Origin of the sequence: Corallococcus sp. AB049A (assembly GCF_003668885.1) — a bacterium.
Lineage (GTDB): Bacteria > Myxococcota > Myxococcia > Myxococcales > Myxococcaceae > Corallococcus > Corallococcus interemptor.
Genome location: NZ_RAWL01000023.1, coordinates 1 through 20,133, shown reverse-complemented (window position 1 = coordinate 20,133; position 20,133 = coordinate 1). Strand labels below are relative to the sequence as shown.

Annotated in this window: 13 protein-coding genes and 1 pseudogene; 4 read left to right on the top strand and 10 right to left on the bottom strand. The window is 68.0% G+C overall.

Annotated features, from left to right (window positions below):
• The first annotated feature begins 7 nt into the window (after positions 1–7).
• Both D7X55_RS04510 and D7X55_RS04505 read left to right on the top strand, forming a co-directional pair.
• Positions 8–2,050 carry an endo-1,3-alpha-glucanase family glycosylhydrolase gene (locus D7X55_RS04510; protein WP_121722335.1) on the top strand — a complete coding sequence of 681 codons (2,043 nt, stop codon included), beginning with the start codon at positions 8–10 and terminating at the stop codon, positions 2,048–2,050.
• A 175-nt stretch (positions 2,051–2,225) separates the two neighbouring features.
• The gene (locus tag D7X55_RS04505) at positions 2,226–2,699 is read left to right on the top strand and encodes a hypothetical protein (RefSeq protein WP_120549576.1); all 474 of its coding nucleotides are present in this window, start codon (positions 2,226–2,228) and stop codon (positions 2,697–2,699) included.
• Here D7X55_RS04505 and D7X55_RS04500 read toward each other — a convergent pair.
• From D7X55_RS04500 to D7X55_RS04485, 4 genes are all read right to left on the bottom strand, one after another.
• Positions 2,696–3,238 (bottom strand): hypothetical protein, encoded by a 543-nt coding sequence (locus D7X55_RS04500; RefSeq protein WP_121722334.1) that lies wholly within the window; start codon positions 3,236–3,238, stop codon positions 2,696–2,698. The genes D7X55_RS04505 and D7X55_RS04500 overlap by 4 nt on opposite strands.
• Positions 3,239–3,317: 79 nt before the next feature.
• Positions 3,318–4,520 carry a peptidase C39 family protein gene (locus D7X55_RS04495; protein ID WP_121722333.1) on the bottom strand — a complete coding sequence of 401 codons (1,203 nt, stop codon included), beginning with the start codon at positions 4,518–4,520 and terminating at the stop codon, positions 3,318–3,320.
• Positions 4,521–4,656: 136 nt separating this feature from the next.
• Positions 4,657–5,553 carry a WD40 repeat domain-containing protein gene (locus D7X55_RS04490; protein WP_233609579.1) on the bottom strand — a complete coding sequence of 299 codons (897 nt, stop codon included), beginning with the start codon at positions 5,551–5,553 and terminating at the stop codon, positions 4,657–4,659.
• Between the two features lie 173 nt (positions 5,554–5,726).
• A complete protein-coding gene (locus D7X55_RS04485) occupies positions 5,727–6,329 on the bottom strand; it encodes a DUF4136 domain-containing protein (protein ID WP_147470026.1) in 603 nt (200 codons plus the stop codon).
• Positions 6,330–6,560: 231 nt separating this feature from the next.
• Between D7X55_RS04485 and D7X55_RS04480 the strand changes: the two genes are divergently transcribed.
• A complete protein-coding gene (locus D7X55_RS04480) occupies positions 6,561–7,496 on the top strand; it encodes a LysR family transcriptional regulator (RefSeq protein WP_120549571.1) in 936 nt (311 codons plus the stop codon).
• 27 nt (positions 7,497–7,523) lie between these two features.
• Here D7X55_RS04480 and D7X55_RS04475 read toward each other — a convergent pair whose 3' ends face one another.
• From D7X55_RS04475 to D7X55_RS04465, 3 genes are all read right to left on the bottom strand, one after another.
• Positions 7,524–7,760: a 4-oxalocrotonate tautomerase family protein gene (locus D7X55_RS04475; RefSeq protein ID WP_121722330.1), complete on the bottom strand. Its 237-nt coding sequence runs from the start codon at positions 7,758–7,760 to the stop codon at positions 7,524–7,526.
• Between the two features lie 12 nt (positions 7,761–7,772).
• On the bottom strand, positions 7,773–8,483 hold the full coding sequence (locus D7X55_RS04470; RefSeq protein WP_121722329.1) for an SDR family NAD(P)-dependent oxidoreductase: 711 nt from the start codon (positions 8,481–8,483) through the stop codon (positions 7,773–7,775).
• A 179-nt stretch (positions 8,484–8,662) separates the two neighbouring features.
• On the bottom strand, positions 8,663–9,151 hold the full coding sequence (locus D7X55_RS04465) for a hypothetical protein (protein ID WP_120549568.1): 489 nt from the start codon (positions 9,149–9,151) through the stop codon (positions 8,663–8,665).
• 219 nt (positions 9,152–9,370) lie between these two features.
• Between D7X55_RS04465 and D7X55_RS04460 the strand changes: the two genes are divergently transcribed.
• Positions 9,371–12,340 (top strand): DNRLRE domain-containing protein, encoded by a 2,970-nt coding sequence (locus D7X55_RS04460; protein WP_233609578.1) that lies wholly within the window; start codon positions 9,371–9,373, stop codon positions 12,338–12,340.
• Between the two features lie 586 nt (positions 12,341–12,926).
• Here D7X55_RS04460 and D7X55_RS04455 read toward each other — a convergent pair.
• The 3 genes and pseudogenes from D7X55_RS04455 to D7X55_RS04435 all read right to left on the bottom strand — a co-directional run.
• Complete coding sequence (locus D7X55_RS04455) at positions 12,927–15,053, bottom strand: hypothetical protein (RefSeq protein WP_147470025.1); 2,127 nt, start codon at positions 15,051–15,053, stop codon at positions 12,927–12,929.
• A gap of 583 nt (positions 15,054–15,636) precedes the next feature.
• Positions 15,637–19,110, bottom strand: a complete 3,474-nt coding sequence (locus D7X55_RS04450; protein ID WP_147470024.1) for a hypothetical protein — start codon at positions 19,108–19,110, stop codon at positions 15,637–15,639.
• Between the two features lie 832 nt (positions 19,111–19,942).
• Positions 19,943–20,133 (bottom strand): annotated as a pseudogene (locus D7X55_RS04435) (IS3 family transposase); the annotation flags it as partial.

Sequence of the window (20,133 nt, the reverse complement as noted above, 5' to 3'; positions counted from 1 at the left end):
ACTTTGGATGCACGCCGCGAATCACAACTGGAAGAGCACCTGGAAGGTCCTGCCCCTGGGACTGCTGGCCGCGTGGATGGGCTGTGGCGGAGAGCCGCTCCAGGACCCCCTGGAGTCGCAGCAGGACGCGCTCGTGGACGGCTACAACCTCGTCGTCACGGGCGTGAGCCCGACGACGGTGGTTCCGAGCAGTGCCGTCACCTTCAGCGCGACCATCCGGAACGCGGGGAACGTCGCGACGCCCGCGGGCATCGTCCACGGCCTCTCTTTCTGGGTGAACGGGACGCAGGTGTCGTGGTCGGACACGTACACGAGCTCCATCGCGCCGGGGGCCAGCGTCACGCTCACCGCCAACTCCGGCCCCTCGGGGACGAAGGTATGGACCGCGCCGGCCACGGCGGGGGCCCACACGCTCCTCGCGCATGTGGATGACATCAACCGCCTGCCGGCGGAGACCAACGAAAGCGACAACCAGTCCAGCTTCCCACTGAGCGTGGCGGCCGCCGCGACCTGCTCGGACCGGGTGCGCAACGGCACCGAGACGGGAGTCGACTGCGGGCCGGACTGTGGCCCCTGTGAGTGGGCGTTCACGGCGGTGCCGCGCACCACGCTCCGGACGTCGGCGAAGCGGGTGTATGCGCACTGGCACTACTACCCGGTGTCAATGGACAACACCAACCCGACGTCCAACGACTACTACGAGCGCAGCTACATCGCGGTGAACGGCGAGGGCGGAGTCCACGCGGCCTACGGCGGCATGATGCGCGAGCGGCCGCTCCCGAGACTGCCCCGCACGGAGACGGACTGGCGGCTTCGCGACGCGAAGGACGAAATCGAGCTCGCGGCGAGGATTGGCATCGATGGCTTCTATCTGAACCTGTGGACCGACAGCGACGTGAACAACGGCGCGGTGTGGACGCGGGCGAAGACGATTGCCGACGCGGCCTCGCAGGCCGGCGCCTTCGACATCATCCCCAACTTCGACATGACGATCCTGGGTTCGGGGAGCCAGGCGGGGGACCAGGACCTGATGATTCGCATCCTGGGCCAGATGAAGGGATACACGGCGCTCCTGCGGCGCCCGGACGGGAAGTATGTCGTGGGCCTGTTCAACCCCGCCGCGCAGGGCCGGACGGCGGCGTTCTACGCCACCGTGAAGCAGCGCGCGTCCACGGAGCTGGGCATGAGCCTGTACCTGGTGCCCGTCTTCCTGGGCACGGGGAGCACGGCGCTCTTCGAGGAGTACAAGAACGTGGGGGATGCCTACGCGGGGTGGGGGACGGCCGTCCCGGTGACGACGGCGGGGTACTCCGGGAGCCTGAAGACGAAGGCGGCCGGGTACGGGAAGCCGTGGATCCACCCGATGAGCAGCCAGGACTACCGGCCCAAGAACAAGGCCTTCTGGGAGGCGCGCAACTCCCTGACGCTCCGCTCCATCTGGGAGAATGTGATTGCGGACGGCATGGACGAGGTCCAGATCGTCACCTGGAACGACCAGCACGAACACCACAACATCCGGCCGTCGACGGGGAAGCAGTGGCCCGCGTACGACATGACCGCGTATTACATCCAGTGGTTCAAGACAGGCACGCGGCCGACCATCGAGCGCGACGTGCTGTATTACAACCACCGCATCCAGAATTCGTCCCTCGTGCCCACGACGCAGACCTCCGCGAACCTCGCGGTGTGCAAGGCAGGGTGCCCGGCGACGAATGACGTGGAGCTGGTGGGCTTCCTCACGTCCGCGGGCCGGCTGGAAATCACGCAGGGCTCGACGACCTATGGCGAGGACAAGACGGCGGGCGGCGTGCAGACCCTCCGGACGGCGTTGGCGGTGGGGACGCCGACCTTCCGGCTGAAGCGCTCGGGGGCCACCGTGGTGCAGTTCCAGAGCATGCACCCCATCGTGGGTTCCATGGCGTATCAGGACCTGCTGTACCGCGCCGGAAGCTCGGCCCGAGCGGCGCTCCCGTCCTGCGCGACCTCCTGTGCCAACGGCGAGGCCCGCTGCCGGCTGTGCCCCGGCGAGCCGATGTGGCTGAAGCGCTGAAGACGCTCGAGGGGCGCCCGGCCCCTGGCCGGATACTTGCTGAAGGAGGCGACAGCTCCTGCGCCGGTGCAGGGCACTGACCCTTGAATCGAGCCACCCGCCCGCCAGGTTGTCATCCTGGCGGGCCTGGGGGTGTGCCATTCCGGCACGGGCTTTCGAGGGAAGGAGACAGCGGGTGTTCACCGTCTTCGACTTGTGTCGGTTGCTGTCGGTTCTGGCGGGCGCGGCCGTGGGCGCATTCGTGGGGCACGGCCTCCTGGGATGGATGGGGGCAGCCGGGGGCGTGCCGGTGGGATGGGTGCTGGGATACGGGGTCGGCGGATTGCCGTTCCTCGTCGTCGCGAGGATCCTGAGCAACAACTTGCGTCGAACGGACCCGGCGTCGCTGAAGCAGCGCCTGGAGGCGGAGTACTACATCTCCCATCTGCTCCTGGCGGAGCTGGCACAGCGCGGCGAGGACCTGGCGCAGTACGAGGAGCCCATCCTCCAGCTGCTGCAAGCCGAGTCAGGGGACCGGCGGCAGCATGGGTGGACGAGCCTCCAGAGCTTCTACCCCGCCCGGGCGGAAGCGCTGGCGGACTACAAACCCGAGGCTTCGGCCGAGGCGTGTCGACAACAGGTGGAGCAGGCGATCGGCGCGAAAGCCTAGGGCTTGCAGTCCAGCCACTTGAAGAACGCGGCGTGGGCGGTGACTGCTTCAGCGGGGATGTTTCCGACCGAGCGCTGGAGGCAGTAATAGGCCTTGAGCTGCTGGTCCGCGGCCTTCGTCCGCGGACCCAGGAGCACTTCGAGCGGCTTCACCTTCAGCGTCTCCATCTCTTCCTTCATCAGGGGCCGTACGCCCTGGACCCCGTGAGACGCAAGCCGGGTGTCCAGGCGGGTGAGCTCTGGCTTCTGGCTCTTCGCCGACCAGGTGATTCGGGCCCAGGTGGGGCCGACGAACTCCCCGTCCCGCAGGCGCATGGGATTCATGCCTCGGGCGTACGCGTAGAAGGCAAACGCCGGCTCCACGAGGGGCCACGTCATGGGAAGCGGGTCGCTGAGGCGGGTATCCCAGCTGACGAAACCGGCGTCGGCTGGATTCCCCCGCTGCGTATCCACGGACTCCTTCCAGGTCTTTTCGGCCGTGGCCTTGATGCTGGCGACGATGGCCACGGTGTCGAGGGGCGGGGGGGCAGGCAAGCTCATGTGCTCTAGCGTACCCCAGTCAACGCACCCAGCGCGGCTCCCTGCCGTTGAGCAGGAAGCGCAAATGCGTGACGAGCCGCTACAGCGCGGGCACCGGCCAATCCCGGGGGTAGACGAGGTAGGCGGTGCCTCCGGAGCGCGAGAGCCACAGCGGCTCCAGCTGCGAACGGTAGTAGGTGCGCCGCACGGCGGTGTCACTGGCGGCCGCCGGGTCGTTCACCACGGGGTTTCCCACCGCGTCGAAGCCCGCGAGCACGAGGAGGTGGCCCGCGGTGGAGGGGATGGGCGCGCCGGTCAGCTCACCCTTGCCCCACGCGACGCTGAGGATGACGGGCACTCCCGCGGAGAGCCACGGCTCCAATTGCGCGAAGCTCGTGAAGCGCGCCACGTGCGCCTGGAAGCCCTGGCCCGCCGCGTACGCGGTGTTGAAGGGCCAGTTGCCGTGACCGCCGTAATACCAGTCATGCACACCCGCCACGGCCGCACGCACGTTCGCCTCGCAGCCCCGCGTGTCCGCCGTCCAGTACTGGAGCACCATCGCCGTGGACGTGGGGCTGCACCAGACCTCGCCGCCGTCCGGGTAGACCATCTGCGAGCACGGCGGCACCGCGAGCACCTGGTTCCAGCGGGCCGGGTTGCCCGCGGGCACGGTGGGCCGTGACTCCGGTGAGGTGGAGGTGGTGAGCGCGCTGGCGTGCAGCACGGGCGTGGCCACGCCGTTCGCGCTGAACAGCCGCGTCTTCACCTGCCACGCGGTCGCGGCGCTCTTCTTCGCGGTGACGAGGAGCGTGTCGATGGAGACCCTCGCCACGGTGTCCGCCTGCGAGTCCGCCGAGTGGCGCTGCACCGTGGAGGCGTCCGAAGCCCAGACACCCAGGCTGAACCACTTCGTCCAGGCGCCGCCCACCTGCACGCGCACCAGCGTCTCCACCCAGGTGCCCGTGGGCGTGGTGGCCTCCCAGGAGGCGATGGCTTCACGGAAGCCGAACGCGCTGGAGACGATGGGGCTCGTGGCCTCGCCCTGGAAGAAGGAGCCGCCGTTGTAGTAGGTGCCGCCGTAGTAGCCGCCCGGCCCGTAGGGGTCGGTGCCGGACCAGGACTGGCCCGCAAGCAGATGGAGCGAGCCATCCGCCGCGCGGGCCACGCCGCTGAGCTGCCAGGTGAGGAAGTCACCCCGGCTCGCCGCCCAGCGGGTGGAGGCACTCTGGCCCGCCGTGGCCACTGAGGGTGCGAGCGCGAGGGTGATGAGCAGCGCGAGTACGGCCGTCCTGGACCGCGGCATGGAGGCTCCCGGGGATGCGAGGGCGGACCACGACAGCAGCTCCCTCGGAGGATGCCTCCTGCGGACCTGGACGAATGGACGCCATTGAACATCTCGAGAACCACGCCGCTGCGACCGCCAATGGGAGGGCTCCGCGCTAGTCCAGAGGCACCGACAACAGCTCCTGCTGACACGTCACGTAGAGCGTCCGGTCGTGCACCAGCAGGCCTCCCAGGTTGGCGTGGCCGACGTCGTGCACGGCGAGGCACTCGGTGGAGTCGAGCGACCAGACGCGCACGGTGCCATCGGAACTCCCGGTGCACAGCAGCCCGCGCGAGGGCTCCACCGCGACGAAGTCCACCCCGTCCGCGTGGCCCTGCCATTGCCGCACGACGCGTCCGGTGCTGCTGTGGAGCATGTGGGCCACGAAGTCCCAGGACCCGCAGAGGAGGTGCTCTCCGTCGGGGTGCCAGGCCAGCGCCCGGAGGGTGTTCGACGGGCGGTTCCGCGCGATGCCGAGCTGTTCCTTTCGCCCGGCGCCGAGGGGCTCATGGCGCGCGGTGGCCATGCGCAGGTGGAAGAGGGCGCGGACGTTGAGCGTGAGGGCTTCGAGCAGGTGCACGGCGCCGTTGCTTCCGCCCACGGCGACGAGGCCCCGGGCGGGGGCATGCGCGAGCGCGTAGAGCGGTCCGGTCTCCAGCGTGCGCAGGTTCTCGCCCGTCCATGCGTCCCACAGCCGCGCGCTGCTGTCGGCGCTGATGGAGACGACGCGGTCCTCGCTGACGACCGCCGCGGCCTGGACCTCCTCTCCGTGGCCCTCGAAGGTCTGCACGCGTCTCCAGTCCTTGGAGTCCCAGACGGCCAGGCCGCGGATCTTGTACGCCTCGAGCACGCGGCCCAGCTCGGCTTCCCCCGCCAGCCGGAACCAGGGCTCTCCATTCCGGCAGATGGCGCCCGTCTTCAGGACCCGCGTGCACTCACCGGTCGCCAGACTCCAGAGGAAGATGCGCCCGCGCCCGTTCGCGGCGATGTGAAGCCCGTCGGGCCACAGCATTGGCGCCCCGAGCGGATCTCCGTCGGTTTCGCCCGCATCGAGCCACTGGGGGTACCGGCGCCACATCGCTTCAGTCTAGGAGCTGTCCCTGAGCTCCGGTCCGAAAATTCAACCTGCCGGAGCGCCCCTCGGGGAATGAAGCCCGTCATCCATCCGGGCCCAGCCGCCTTGCGTCAGCTCGCGCTCCCAACCACGTCGTCCTTGGCCATGCTCTTGACGATGGCATCCGCGAGACCCGGGACCTCCTTCTGGATGTCCGAGGACTCGTAGGTCTTGGTGTTCGTGCTCCACAGCAGCTGTCCGTTCTCGCCTCGGGCGTCGAAGAGGCTGACCTGCATCTTCGCCTCCTCCGTCACGGAGTAGTCCATTGGACCGTAGGCGCCGAAGTAGCCGTAGTAGGACATGCCGGGATCGGCGTTGACGTCTTGATCGACTCCCGCGAAGCGAGCCACCAGGATGCCGTCGTACCCCTTTCCCTCGATGGCGTTCCGGATCGTGTCCTTATCGGGCTTCGCTCCCGAGGGGAGGACGTCGGAACTCTTGACGGCCTGGACGCCCTCCTGCGACAGCTTTGTCGACAGCTCCTGCTCAAGCTGCTGTCGGGTGGCTTCGCTCGGCACCATCGCCACGACGACGACCTTCTTGAGAGGGGGTTGCTGGGCGAGCGCCGGGCTCTTCCATGTCTTGCCTACGCTCGTCGAGGCGCAGCCCGCGGCGAGCAGCATCATTCCGACAAGCAGGGTGAATCCGAAGTGGGTACCGCGTCCTGTTCTCATGGCTCTGTCTCCCAGGGGCTGAGTGCCCTCCATGGAAGAGGCTGAGGACGTGGCCGCCCTCGGACAAGACCTCGCGGTGGGAGGAAGCGGGCCCCTGTGTTCCGCGCTCGCCTCCGGATATGACCGCGTCACACCCGCGGAGGGGCCGGGGTGACCTGCGGTACACCGTCAACCGGCTTGCCGCGGGGGCCCCCGCGGATGAGGGGTATCCTGCGCCGCGGAAGAGGGGCCATGGATCGCATCGAGGCGATGAAGGTGTTTGTCGCGGCGCTCGACGAGGGCAGCCTGGCGGGCGCTGGCCGCCGGCTCGCGCGCTCGCCGGCCGCAGTGAGCCGTGCCATCGCGTTGCTGGAGCAACACATTGGCGCCGAGCTGCTGCACCGCACCACCCGCACGCTCAAGCTCAGCGAGGCGGGTGAGCGCTATGCGTCCGCGTGCCGCCGCATCCTGGCGGATTTGGAGGAGGCCGAGCTGAGCGCCGCGGGCGAGCGCGTCGCTCCGAGGGGGACGCTCACGATCAGCGCACCCCCCATCAGCGGCGAGGAGATCCTGCGGCCCATCCTCGACGCCTACCTGGAGGCCTACCCCGAGGTCTCGGTGAACCTCGTCCTGCTCGACCGGTACGCCAGCCTCGTCGAGGAAGGCATCGATGTCGCGCTGCGCGTCGCCGAGCTGCCCGACTCCTCCCTCGTCGCCGTCCGTGTCGGGGGCGACGTGAAGCGGGTCGTCGTGGCATCGCCGCGCTACCTCGCCGGGCATCCGCCCCTCCTCGAGCCGGCGGACCTGGGCAGGCACCGGATCATCACCACGACGCACTTCGGGCACGATGCGTGGGTGTTTCCGCCAGCCGCCGGAAGCGCCGTCTCCCGTTCCGTGCACTTCAAGCCGCGGCTCGTGGTCAACAGCGTGCGGGCCGCGCTCGCGTCCGCGGTGGACGGCCACGGCGTGACCCGGCTCTACACGTACCATGTAGCGGAGCGCGTCCAGGATGGCTCGCTGAAGGTCCTCCTGCGCAACGCCGAGCCGTCAGCCCTCCCCGTGCACCTCCTCACTCCGCAGGGGCGCATCTCGGTGCCCAAGGTCCGCGCCTTCATGGACTTCGCGGTGCCACGCCTGCGCGCCGAGTTCTCGAGGCTCTCCGTGCAGGCCCAGGCCTTCCAGGGCTGACGGGGCCCTGGCGGTCTCCGTGCGGCTTCACGACGTGCCCGCGGCGCGCCGCTTGCGGAACTCGAGCGCCGGCAAGCCGCCCCAGCCCCAGTCCTCCAGCGCGACCTCCTGGATGACCACGTAGGTCGAATCGAGGGGCTTGTTCAGCACGTCGAGCAGGAGCTGGCTGGTGCCTGCAATCAGGCGGGCCTTCTCCTCGGGAGTGACGGAGTCCCGGCCGGGGCCGGAGCCCTCACGGGTAACCTGGATGGTGACGATGGGCATGGCAGGCTCCCTTCAGCGACCGGCGTTCTGCCCGCCATCGACGTAGAGGATCTCCCCCGTCGCGTAGCTGGCACCCTCGAGGTAGAGCACCGCATCCGTGACGTCGCTGACCTCGCCCATGCGCTTCGCGGGGTTCAAGGTGGCGAGGAACGCGTGGGACTCCGGCGCGTGGATGGGTGTCTTGATGAAGCCCGGGGCGACCGCGTTGACGCGGATACCCCTCCCAGCGAACTCGACCGCGAGCTCGCGGGTCACGGAGCTGATGCCGCCCTTGGTGAGGTTCGCGAGCCCCGTCGGAACGCCCGCGATGGCCTGGTTCACGAAGGGCGTGGTGATGCTGATGATGTGGCCGGAGCCCTGCTTCACCATCTGCACGAGGGCGCGCTGCGTGACGTGGAAGAAGCCACCGAGGTTGGTCTTGAGCATCGCGGTGAAGTCGTCAGCCGTGTAGTCCGTGAACGGCTTTGCGATGAAGATGCCGGCGTTGTTGACCAGCGTGTCGATGCGCCCGAAGCGCGCAATGGCCTCGTTGACCACGCGCTCGGCGGTGGAGGCATCGCCGATGTCGCCCGCGACGGCGAGCACTTCCGGGTCGCTGCCCTGCTTGATGGAGCGGGAGGTCGCGACGACGCGGTAGCCGCGGCCCCGGTATGCCTGGACGAGCCCGGCCCCGATGCCCTGCGAAGCGCCCGTGATGATGGCGACCTGCTGATGGGAGTTCATGATCTTCCCCTCGTTGCTACGGCGAGCCGAAGTGCCGCCGTCTGCCCTGGTATGGGCGTCGAGGAGAGATTTATGAGGCGGCGTCCGCTGACTGAATCCCCACCGCCCGGCAGGGACTCTTCCGCCGCGTGGAAGAATCCCGGTGCCCCCGCGGGCCAGTGGAAGACGCGCGCGGATGCTCAGCGGCGTTGGGCGGAGCCCGGCGCGCTCCCGCGGAAGTCGAACGCAGAGACAGACGGCGGGGTCGGCACGGCACCGGTGTGGGCGGCCGTGGCGCCGCCCTGCGCCGCGTCGGTGGAGTTGGTCCAGGTGGTCAGGCCCCAGATGAGGGTCGAGAGGCCCACCGCGGCGGGGAGGAAGGTGCCGACACAGTAGGCGCCGCCGACCTCGCCGCACGTGCTGGCGCCCGCCGCGACGTTCAGCCCGCCATAGGCAGTCAGCAGTGCGCCAAACACAGCCATGCCATTTCCAGGGTGGTCGATATCCGAGACGTTCGACCTGGGAATGGCGATCTCACTTCCATTCGAGGACGTCTTCACGAAGAGGGAGTCCTGATCGCTGCGGACAATCTTGGCGGTGTAGGTTCCTCCATCCACGCGGGAGATGGTCGCGGTGGTCGAACAACCGGAGAGCAGCAGCAAGAACGCCACGGTGAGTTTCTTGGACATCTGTGTGGTCCCCCCTCGACGAAGTGTTCCCAGGGCAACTGTCCTGGACCCGCTACGCACTCGATAGGAATTAGACGGCGAGCGTGGAAATCCTTCAGACGATGACCAGGAGCGGCCACGGCCCAATGTCTGGCTCATCCGTTGCTCATGTCCTTCCCTCGTGGTCCCAGAGGGAGAGTCAGCGTGAGACGGATGACAGTCGCAGGGATGTTGTGGGGAATGGGTGTGGCGCTCGCGACCCTGAGTGGGTGCGGAGCGCCACTGGCAGCGGAAGAAGATTCACGTGAACCCGGGGCGGAGAGCGTCAGCACGGAGCGCGCGGCGCTCACGACGCGGACGGTCGTCCTGACGCCCACGGAGGACGCGCATGTGGAGGCCGCGTCCCCGAACACGAGCTTCGGCGCCTCCTCCACCTTGAAGGTCTCTCGAAACCCCGAGGCGCTGACGTACCTGCGCTTCTCCGGGGCCGAGCTCCCCGTTCCCGGGACGGTGACGTCCGCGAGGCTGCGCCTGTTCGCGATGAACAACGCGGCCCAGGGCGTCGCCGTGCACCACTCGCCGGGCGTGCACATCTGGGACGAAAGCGTGACGTGGAACACCCGGCCGGACTGGAGCGACGCCTGGCTCACCTCGAGCGAGGGGCCCGTGAGGAGCGGGACCTGGGTGGAGCTCGACGTGTCGGGCATCTACATCCCCAGCCGCTACTACAGCGTCGACCTCCTCCTGTCTGCGAAGGGCACGGACAGCCTCACGTTCGGGTCGAGCGAGTCCTTCGAGTACAAGCCGCAGCTCGTCCTCACCGTGGAGTCCGCGGCGGACAACCCGCCGCCGCCGCCCGCGCCGCTCACGCTCTCTGGCGCGCCGGTGCTCTTCGCCGCGAGCGCCGACACGTTCGCCGACGCGGAGAGCCCGGGCACGGCCCATGGCAGCGCCACGACGTTCAAGGTGGACAGCGCCCCCATGCAGGAGGCCTACCTGCGCTTCCCGGTGCAGGGGCTGACGGAGGCCGTGCAGCGCGCGGTGCTGCGCCTGTACGTGAGCTCGGGGTCGGATGACGGCCCGGCCGTGTACGCGCTGACGGGGCTGCCGTGGAGCGAGTCCAGCGTCACGTGGAGCTCGCGGCCGGCCCGCACGGGCAGCCCGGTGGAGGACGCGCAGGGGCTCGCGACGGGGAGCTGGGTGGACTACGACGTGACGGACCTGGTGCGTGGCAACGGGGACGTGACGTTCGGGCTGTACCCGACCTCCAGCGACGGCGTGACGTTCTACTCGCGGGAGAGCGCGGATGTGTCGCTGCGTCCCCGGCTGCTCGTCTGGACGGGCGCGGCGAAGACAGCCCCGACGGACGCGTGCCTGACCCGCTCGGAGTACGTCGAGGTCCCGGTCAGCGCGCTGCACGACACCTACGCCGCGGCGGATGCGCCGGACTCGAAGTTCCAGCACCACGCCTCGCTGCGGGTGGATGCGGATCCCCGCGCGGAGGCCTTCCTCCGCTTTGATGTCCAGTTGCGGCAGGAGCGCATCCAGCGGGTGGCGCTGCGCCTGTATGCCATTGACGGCACGGGTAACGGGCCCCGGCTCTACCGGGCGTCGACGTTCGACGGGGCGACGACGGACTGGAACCACCGCCCGGCGCCCGTGGGCGAAGCGCTGGTGGACCTGGGGGCCGTCGCGCGGGATGCGTGGGTGGAGCTGGACGTGACGAACACCGTGACGGCCTCCGGGACGTACGCGTTCGCGCTGCTGCCGGACAGCACCAACAGCGTGGGCTTCGTCTCCACGGATGCGGAAGCGCGCCAGATCATCGGCGGCGCGCCCCGGCTGGTCATCACGTATGAGAGCAACCCGTTCTGCTCGTACCGGGGCACACAGCCGTCGGGGACCACGGCCTGGATGCGTCAGGTGGGAGGCGCGCAGGCGGAGGCTCCCCGTCACGTGGCGCCCGCGCCGGATGGCGGGTTCGCGGTCGTCACCCGGCTCTACGGCACGGGGACCCCGCTGGCTCCGTCGGGCCACACCGTCACCCTGCACCGGGCGGATGGCGCCGTCGCGTGGACGCGCTCCTTCCCGCAGGCGGGGGTGCGGTTGGAGAAGGTGGTGGTGACCACGGTGGGCAACGTGCTGGTCGCCGGCAGCTACGACGGGGCCCCGGACCTGGGGAAGGGGCCGCTGCCCCAGGGCTCCGGCATGGTGGTGATGAAGCTCAAACCTGATGGCACGGTGGACTGGACGCGCGGCTTCCGGGCCTGGTTCGGTGACCCGAGCGACCCGGAGGACTACTACGACAATCCGATGGAGGTGCTCGACCTGGCCACGGATGCGCATGGCAGCGCGGTGCTCGTCGGCACGTTCTGGGGCTACACGGACTTCGGCAGCGGGCCGCTGTATTCGGGCAAGCCGTTCCCGTACGACGACACGTACCCGAACTCCTACGTGCTGAAGCTCCAGTGGGACGGCGCGCACCTCTGGTCACGCGCGCTGGTCGGGACGTCCCTGGTGGGCACGAGTGCGAACAGCGTCGCCGTGGATGCCAGCGAGGGAGTCATCGTGGGCGGCCAGGCGGGCAGCAACACCGACTTCGGTGGCGGCACTGTCGCGGAGCGCGGAGGCTTCGTCGCGCGGTATGGCGTGGGGGGCGACTTCAGCTGGGCGCGGGTGATGAGCGCGCGCTACGGCGAGGTGACCTCCGTGGGCGTGCTGCCCGACCAGCGCATCGCCTTCACCGGGAACTTCAACGGGTACCTGTCGTTCGCGGGCCAGCAGTACGTCAGCCGCGAGCCGGAGGAATACGAAGGTGCAAGGGATGCGCTCGTGGGCGTGCTCACCGCGGCGGGTGGGGACGTGGGCTTGCGGCAGTTCGCGCACTTCGGGTTCACGGACATGGTGGTGGACGGGGCCGGGAACATCGTGACGACCCAGTCCGGTGCGGGAAACCTCGTCGGGCTGGGCGACGTCGGTTGGTGGCAGGACGAACGGCCCCGGCCCACGCTGGCGGCCTTCGGTCCCGGGCTGGAGTCGCGGTGGGTCCGCGTGCTGGGGCTCACGTCCCTGTATGAGCTCCACCTCGCGTCCTCTCCGGACGGCGTCGTGGTGGCAGGCAGCCTGAACGAGGCGCTCGAAATGGACGGCACCTGGTACACGCCGCAGTCCCGGCGCTCCGACGTGCTGCTGTTCAAGCTGCGCAAGTAGGCCACCGTGCCTCGGGGCTCCCGCATCCAAGCGGGGCCCCGGGGACGTGCCGTGCCCTCTTTGGGCGTGTTCTGCTCGAACCACTTGGTCGATGGACAGGAGCGTGTGCCCTGGCCAGATGTGGCAATGGAGGAGCACGGGTGGGCGTACCGGCGGAGGCGGTCGGAGAGGACGGTGCTGTACGAGGAGGTGAAGGACAACCTGGCCACCCTGCTGGAGGAGGCGAGCGAGGTGGGGCGCGGCCTGCCCCGGTACGCAGAGCGGGACGTAAGCCCGGTACCTGGAGTGCGGAGTGCTGGCGCACGGCTTCGCGCGGGTGCGCTGCGCCTCGGCGCGCGCGGGCCGCTCAGGCAGCGTGGTGTTGAGGCGCTCAAGACAACCCACAGGCCCAGCTCAGGCTCTTGCCGCGATGGGAGGGCGGCCTGGGCAGAAGGGTGCCCTATGGGGGGCTCGGCTACCTACACGGGCCTGGCGCATAGCTCGGGCGGCTCCCGTCCGCAGCCCTCCTCGGCCCCTCCGCTCCAGCCCTCACCTTCAACCGGCCTCCCATCTTTCTTAATGCTCCCCCTCGCCTGAGTTCGAAGCACTACCGCGGAGGGGGCTGCAGTCCTTCTATCGACCAAAGCTTCGATCTGGGAGGCAAGAGTTGCCGCAGTACGTCGGGGCGGGTGCTGGCGGCGAGGGTAAAGCGGGAGCGCCAGCCGTTTTCTCGGAGCTGGTCGAGCCACCGCAGCGCTTCGTGGGCGGACAGGCCTCTCCGCACCAGGGCGAAGTAAAGGTGGGCATACTCGTCCGCCAGCGAGGTGGCGAAGGTCACCGGGTCATCCGAGTTGATGGAGACGAGTAGCGGAGGAGGGGCCTCGGGAGGGCGAGCGGCTGAGGCTGCTTCATGTGCCACGGGCAGGTGCGGCCCCAGCGCCATCGCGGGGTGGTGCTCCAGCCCGAGCATGTTCAGGACGAGCAGGTTGCTGGAGGGATTCGACTCGACAGTGATCTCCCGCTCACGCAGCAGGGACCGCAGCCAGGCCTGCGCTTCCGCAGCCATGGCGGTCTCGGCGGGGTGGTTATGCACCTCGACGAGGCGCTGGCCCCGGCGGAACACGCCTGCATCCGTCAGGTGCTGCCAGACGAGGCGCAGGACGCGATCCATCCGGGCCCTGGGCTCGGGCTCGTCGGGGAAACGTAGGTACTCCAGCACCTGAGGGTCATGGCGATAGCGCCTGGCGAGGAGAAGGAGGTCGAGCTCGACGCGCGAGAGGCCCAGCAACTCGCGCGCGAGGGCGGTGGCTTCGCTGCGCACGCGTTCGACTCGCGCGGGTTGGGTGGGCAGCTGGCCCTGGCCATAGCGATCCAGCTCCCAAAGCAGATCGTCCAGGCGCTCTTCCGCGGGCTGGACAGCGACGGGGTGCAGCTCGGCCAGCCGTGGGGCGTCCGGGCCGAGTGCGAGCCCATGTCCGATGCGGTCCCCGGTCTGGAGAATTCCGGACTCGATCAGCTCGTGGATCCGACGCAGGCCCTCCACGAGCCGGCGGAACTCCTCTCCCGCGTGGTAGGTGATGTGGAGTTCCGTCGCCTCCCATTGAGGGGCGAGCCGGCGCAGGTGCGAGGCTGTCGTCCGGGACTGACGCCGGACCTGTTGCAGGAGCGGGACGGTGACCCAGGTGGGCGTGGCGAGTTCGGCGCTGGCGACATCCAACCCTCGAATGACTAGCAGCAACTCGGGGTGATGAGTGAGCGCGGTGCGGATGGCCAGGGCCTGCCTTCGCCGGCCCAGGAACCAATCGCCGAAGCGAAAGCCGGAGCTGTTACCGGAAGGATCCGCGTGGAGGCGTGCGTGCCCGCCACGGCCTTGGGAGAGTTCCCGCTCCTTGATAAAGTGGAAGATCAGGGCGCTCTCCGGGCGCTCCGGAGCCGCCATGTGGGCCTGGGCGAGGTTGCGAGCTTGGTCACGGATGGAGACCCAGTCCGGCTCGGGCGTCGCGCGCATTTCGAGGGAGCCGAGGTGCATCCCTCGGCGCGTGTGCCGCAGAGCACTCTCGGCAAGGTGCTCTTCCAGGGGCCCCCGCAGGGCGGAGAGCCGGTTGAAGTGGACCTGGAACCAGTCGAGCCCCGCTGTCCCCGGCTCTTCGATGAGAAAGGCGTGGGCCTGACAGCGGACGCGCTGGTACTGCCAGAAGAGGAGTGCGAAGCCTGAGTCTTCTTGGCCCTCTCGCAGCAGATAGCGAAGCGCGCGGGTGGTGAAGCGCGTCTCGGTGAAGGGACGCCCCTCGACGGAGGGCAGCCAAGCATGGAGCGGATCCTGCTCGAAGAGGGCCGACAGTGAGGAATCGCGGGCCTCCCGGCGCGAGCCAGTGGGAGGCGCGCCCGTCAGCGCTCGGTAGACTCGCTGGAGGACGCCGGGCGACGGCGAAGGATCATGCCTGCGGCCGGAGGGGCGCTGGAGGTAATCGAGGGCGTGCGAGTACTCACGCTGGAGCGCGGCGGCGCCAGAGGGCCAGGAAGCGAGGCGGGCAAGCCGGGGCCCTGTGCTCGCCAGGAAGGCGCGCAGGTCTCCGCGCTCTCCGTGGAGTTCGCGTGCGCGCAAGAAGGCCGCGAGGAAGAGTCGAGCGATGGCCGCCGCGAGGAGCTTGGAGGCAAAGCCCGTCGCGTCGCCAAAGGGATACGTGTCCTTGGGCCGCAGCTTTTCGGGCCAGGCGTCGCGGAACCACCCCATCCAGACGCTCCAGAGGGTGGGAAAGGAGTAGGCGGCACCTCCATGGAGGTGGGTCTCGGAGACAGGCCGGCCGAGCACATCGCGAAGGTGGGAGGTGGGCAGATGCACCTCATCCCCGGAGGGCTCGTCCTCGCTCGTCGCGTGGAGGCCGGCGATGAGTAGATCCGCAGGGACGCGGAGGGAGAGCCACCGCCAGTGGGCGGCGCGTTCAGCCCGAGTGATGCCGTCACCGGCGGGATCAGGCCGCAACTGAGGATGATGACCATCGCTCGCCAGATATCGCTCCGCGAGGCGGCGAAGGTACTCGGCTAGGGAGAGCCCCGATGCAATCGGAGGGCTTCCGGGCTCCACCGCGAACCAGGAGTGCTCGCGCAGGGCCCGAAGCGCCTCCAGGGAGAGCCCGTCCGAGCGAGTGCGCAGGTGTGCCTCCAGGTCCGAGGCCAGCTTCTGGGTTGGCCCATCGAGGACTCCCGCGGCGGCGTGTCCCAGTTGGAGCGTTCGGTGAGCATGGGCGGACAGCGAGGCGAGAGGCCACGCCTCGGCCTCCGCCACGAGCCGCTGGTAGCGCCCGTCCCGACCCATGTCACGTCTCCGAGTTGGCCAAGCCCAGATGCACGAGCCAGGGGTGCCGAGGCTCCTGGAACGCGGCATCGATTTCGTTGAGCATCTGCCGAGCATGCTCTGGTGAGTGCCCAGAGTCCGTCAGCCGAGCGAGCCGGTGTGCCTGAAGTGCCTGCGTGTTGATGCCGAAGGTCATGTCCCACTGGGCGAGGATGAGCTCGGCAAACGTGACGGGCAAGCCAGACTCGGGCGCGGCGAGCAGGGGGAGTCGCGCGGCCCAGTCCCAGAGTTCCTTCGTCCGGGGCCCTTGTGTGGAAAGGGCCTTGAGCCGCGTGAGGAGCAACTTCGCCTGCTGCACCCAGCGGTCTTGGGCGAAGGGTTCGCTGATAGGGGGCGCCAGATCCGCACGCTGGAAGCACATGAGGGAGCCTTCGATTAGCCACAGGGCGCGTGGCACGAGCTGATCCGAGACAGGGAGTTCCTGGTTCATGTTCGGCTGCGCATGTCCCGACATCCAGCTCTCTTCGAGCACCTCCCACTCCCACAGCGTCCGCCATGCGATGGTGGGGAAGACCCAGAACTCACTCTTCTTCCAGGAGCCCTTGAGCAGGTGCCACCAGCGGGGAGCTAGAGAGGAGGGCGCGGCGGCGTCGGGTTGCTCCATGGCGAGGTCATGGGCCACACGCAAAAATGGCTCGGCGTCATTGGGGACGCTCGCAACCAAGCCGGCTCCTGTTTGACGAACCTGGGTGAAAGCCAAGTGGAGATTCTCGGTGATGGCGGAGTCGCGCCATCCCGCTTTCGTGAAGGACTCGTCCACACTCTTGCGGAAGCGCTCAATGAACGGGGTCTCTTGCAGGACCACCCGGCCCTCGTGGAGTTGGAGCTTGGGCTCGAGGTCGAGCCTATCCCTCTCGTGGGTCCAGGTTTTCCAGAGCAATGTCAGGACCTGCGCTGCCCCTGTGGGCTTGGGTGCGCGCCGGACCTTCTCGCTTAGAGTCTCCAACAACCAGATTGGACTGAGCGCGAGCAGTCCCTTTCGGAAACTCGTGAAATAGGTCGCAAGGGATGCGAGGGGAGTTCGAACGGAGCGGAGTTCCTTGATCAGGTTTTGGACTTCGCTTTCCCGGAGGCTGCTCGGAACGGAGGATCCCCTCTGGATGCGCTGGATGAAGGGGTGTGTCTCGAAGGCATCGTCGAGCTTGCGGAGCAGGGCCTCCAGTTCGCCAGGACCGATGGAGGATGAGGTGTACAAAGGTGTCTGGGACAAAGCCTCCTGCAGGCGCCTGCGTCGCTCCCAGCGCAATCCATCCGAGATGTCGCTCCAACTCGCGCTGAAGACTCCCTCCAGGCAGTTGATCAGTCCATCGCTGAAGCGGAGCGAAAGGCCGCTTTCCGGGGCAGCGAGCAGTCCGAGGTGTTGCACCCACGTGGATATGGCGTTGGCGCGGGCAGAGCCCGTTATCTCCCGAAGCGCTCCAAGTTCTCGCTCCAGCCAGGTCCAACTCTGCTTCTCACCCAGATGAACGCTCTCGACGGGCTGGCAACGCGAGACGTGGATGGCGAGTCGTAAGAACAGCCACGCGAAGCCATCCGGGCGGTGAGTGTGGGAGACGCGCGATGAGGTCGGAGTGGGCGCGTCTTCCAGTTCCTGGCGCCAGGCCTGTATGAATTGGGTCAGCTCCTGGTGCGTTCCCCAGTCCGGGAAGGGCCAATGCACCATCAACGCCGCAGCCAGTTCGTCGATGCGCGCTTCCGAGGCCGAGGGTTGATCGCGGGTAATGAGCGAGGACTTTGAAGGCAAGGCGGAGAACAGTATCTCGCGAGATTCCTTCTCTTTGGTCGGGATGCGCTTCCACCGGATACGGGTGAGCGCGCGTTCCACTTCTCGGCTCCTGATGGTGGGCCCCGTGGACTGGCCGTGAGGAGCGGCGGTGCGGGCAAAGTCGTTCGCGAGTCCATATGCCACCACGAGTCCCTCGGACAGCCAGGCCAGTTCATCAATGCCGTGTGTCTCAGGGTTCCACCCCGGCATGTACATCCTTAAGCGCGTCGGGTAGCCCAGGGAGATCAAGAAGTCCCCACCCATGGACCAGGGCAGGAACTGGGCTTCCAATTCGGTGTTGAACTTCTGAGCGTCGACGTGGAGGGCTGCTTCCCCCGTCTCGGTCTCCTCCAACCAGATTAGGTTGCGGAGCAATGCCCTGTCGGAGCCACTGCGCTCCGAAGCTTCGACAGCAAGCTCCCAAAGCTTCATGAGGGCGCGGGCGGTTCGGGGAAGTTCTGTCCCGCTGCTGGTGAGGAACTCATTCAGTGTGGACTTCAAGGACACCAAGTCCCGAAGCCTGTCGGGGAGGACCTGTGCGAGGCCGAGAGATCCTTCCAGGAGTCGCTTGGAGTCGAGGAGGCCTGTACCTCCTGGCATCTGGAACTGCTTCAACTGCTCCTGAATGGGCTCGCTGCGAGGGAAGGAGAGCCGCCGGTGCACTGGGATGGGAGGCAGTTCACACCGCTGTGGCGGCGGAATGACCTTGTCGTAGATGGCCCTGGGAAGGCTCCTGAGGGTTTGGGGTAGCGACTGCTCGCGGATACTCTCCCTGTGCAAGAGGTCGAGCAGGAGCGAGTCCTCGAAGAGCGTACTGTCGCCGGTCATGAGGAAGGCCAGTCGCGGGTGATGGAGCTTGCGCACCAGCGACAGCAACTCCGGCGTCCTTCGCGGGTTCATGTCCGCGTCATCAATGGCGAGCAGGAAGAGGGGGTAGTGGCCCTTGTCCCAGCGGCGCCAACGTCGATAGTCATCCGCGAGCGCGTCGAGGAAGTCCCGGAAGGCTCCGGCCATCCGCATTCGATGCCGCTCCCCATGCTCGGCCTCCAGCGCATAGGCTTCGGGGTCGAGCCGAGTCTTTCGGATGTCCGGTCCATCCCAGCCCAGGGTCGTGACGCGGACGAACTCCCGCCACTTCTTGCGCGAGGGCTTCTCCTGAGCCTCTTCCCCTTGCCATGGCGCCGAAGAGGAGGTGAGCGACACGTCCTCCCCGCCCTCCAGCGCGGCGACCACCCGCTCCAAGTGCCCGACGAGGTGGAGGAGCAGGTTGGTGGTCTCGGGCAGGGGCTCGAGGTCGACCAGACCCACTGGCACGATGGGGTAGCCCGGCTCGATGTCCCAGGATTCGGGCCGGAAGTCGCGCAGAGTCTTCAGCTTGTTCGTCGCGGCCTTGTTGTAAAGGTTCAACAAGGTGACGAGCAGGGCGGACTTCCCAGAGCCCCGGCGCCCATCGATTAGCACCGTGGGGTTGAGGCGCTTCTTCTCAATGAGAGGCAGATAACCGTGGGCCCTGCTGCCCTTGGCGGGGGAGAAGAGCGCCTCGGCTAGCTCGCGGAGGAAGCCGGTGGCACGCGTCCCCGCCTTGCGCTGATCTTCAGTGAGCTCCTTGGGCAGCAGGATGCGTGCTTCGGTGCGTGGCTGGAAGGGAGACTTGGGTTTCGTGTTGGACATGGCCCGGGTCGGTCAGACAGCACGGGCACGGACTGAAGCCGTGCTCTAGGTGTGGCGTGGCCCGGATTCTGGGCGCAGGCGAGCAGGGGCGGAAGTTTATGGTGGGCGCTGTGGGTGACACTAGAACTCAGTAGCCGGGCGGCACTTCGTTCCCGCTAAGCCGTGCGCCAGCACCCCGCACTCCAGGTACTTAGCGCAGTTCCGCTCCATATACCGAGGCAGGCCTCTCCTCACCTCGTTCGTCTCCGCTAGCAGCGTGGTGGGGTTGTCCCTCAATGCCTCGTACAGCACCGGCCCCTCCGGCTGCCTCCTCCGGTATGCCCACCCGCGCTCCTCCACCTGACCCTCCCCAGCTACACCTCGCCAGGGCACACGTTACCGTTTTGCTCCCACGAACCTCCCTGGAGCACCGTGCGCCCCTGGGTCTGTCTCCAAAATGTCTCCAGGATTGGAGGGGACTCGGAGGGACAGGTGGGACTGCCGGGGACTCCCCGTGAACTCGAAGTTCCCGGGTTCACTCGCGATTCCGCGAAACGCGTGTGCTCCCCCCAAGCAGGAGAGGAGGAGGAGAGAGCGGGGAAGGAGGCAGCGGCTAGAACGGAGCGGATGAAGCGGAGGACGCCACGAGTGGACTTACGCCGAGTTGCTGAAGAGGACGTTCGACTTCGACGTGTTGGCCTGCGTGAGGTGCGGAGTCAGGCTTAAGGGTATTGGCGGGCTGTGAGAGGGAGCCCGAGGGGGGGATTCTGAAGCACCTGGGCCTACCCACTGCAGGCGCGAGGCTGGCCTCGGCGGAACCTGTCAACGTGAGTGAGACAGCGAGTTCGTGAGATTACTGCGCAACCTCCAGTGAGTTGGCCAACCGGGCGGGGTTGTTGATCCAGACGGCACTCGGCAGCGTCTGCGGCTTGGGTGGGCCGCGAGGGAAGCGCTCGGGGTGAGCGGCGTAGGCGGCGGAGAGCACGGCGGCCCGAGCCGCGATGCGCCTGGCGGCCAGGCCGTGGTGCACGTCGTGGGGCGTGA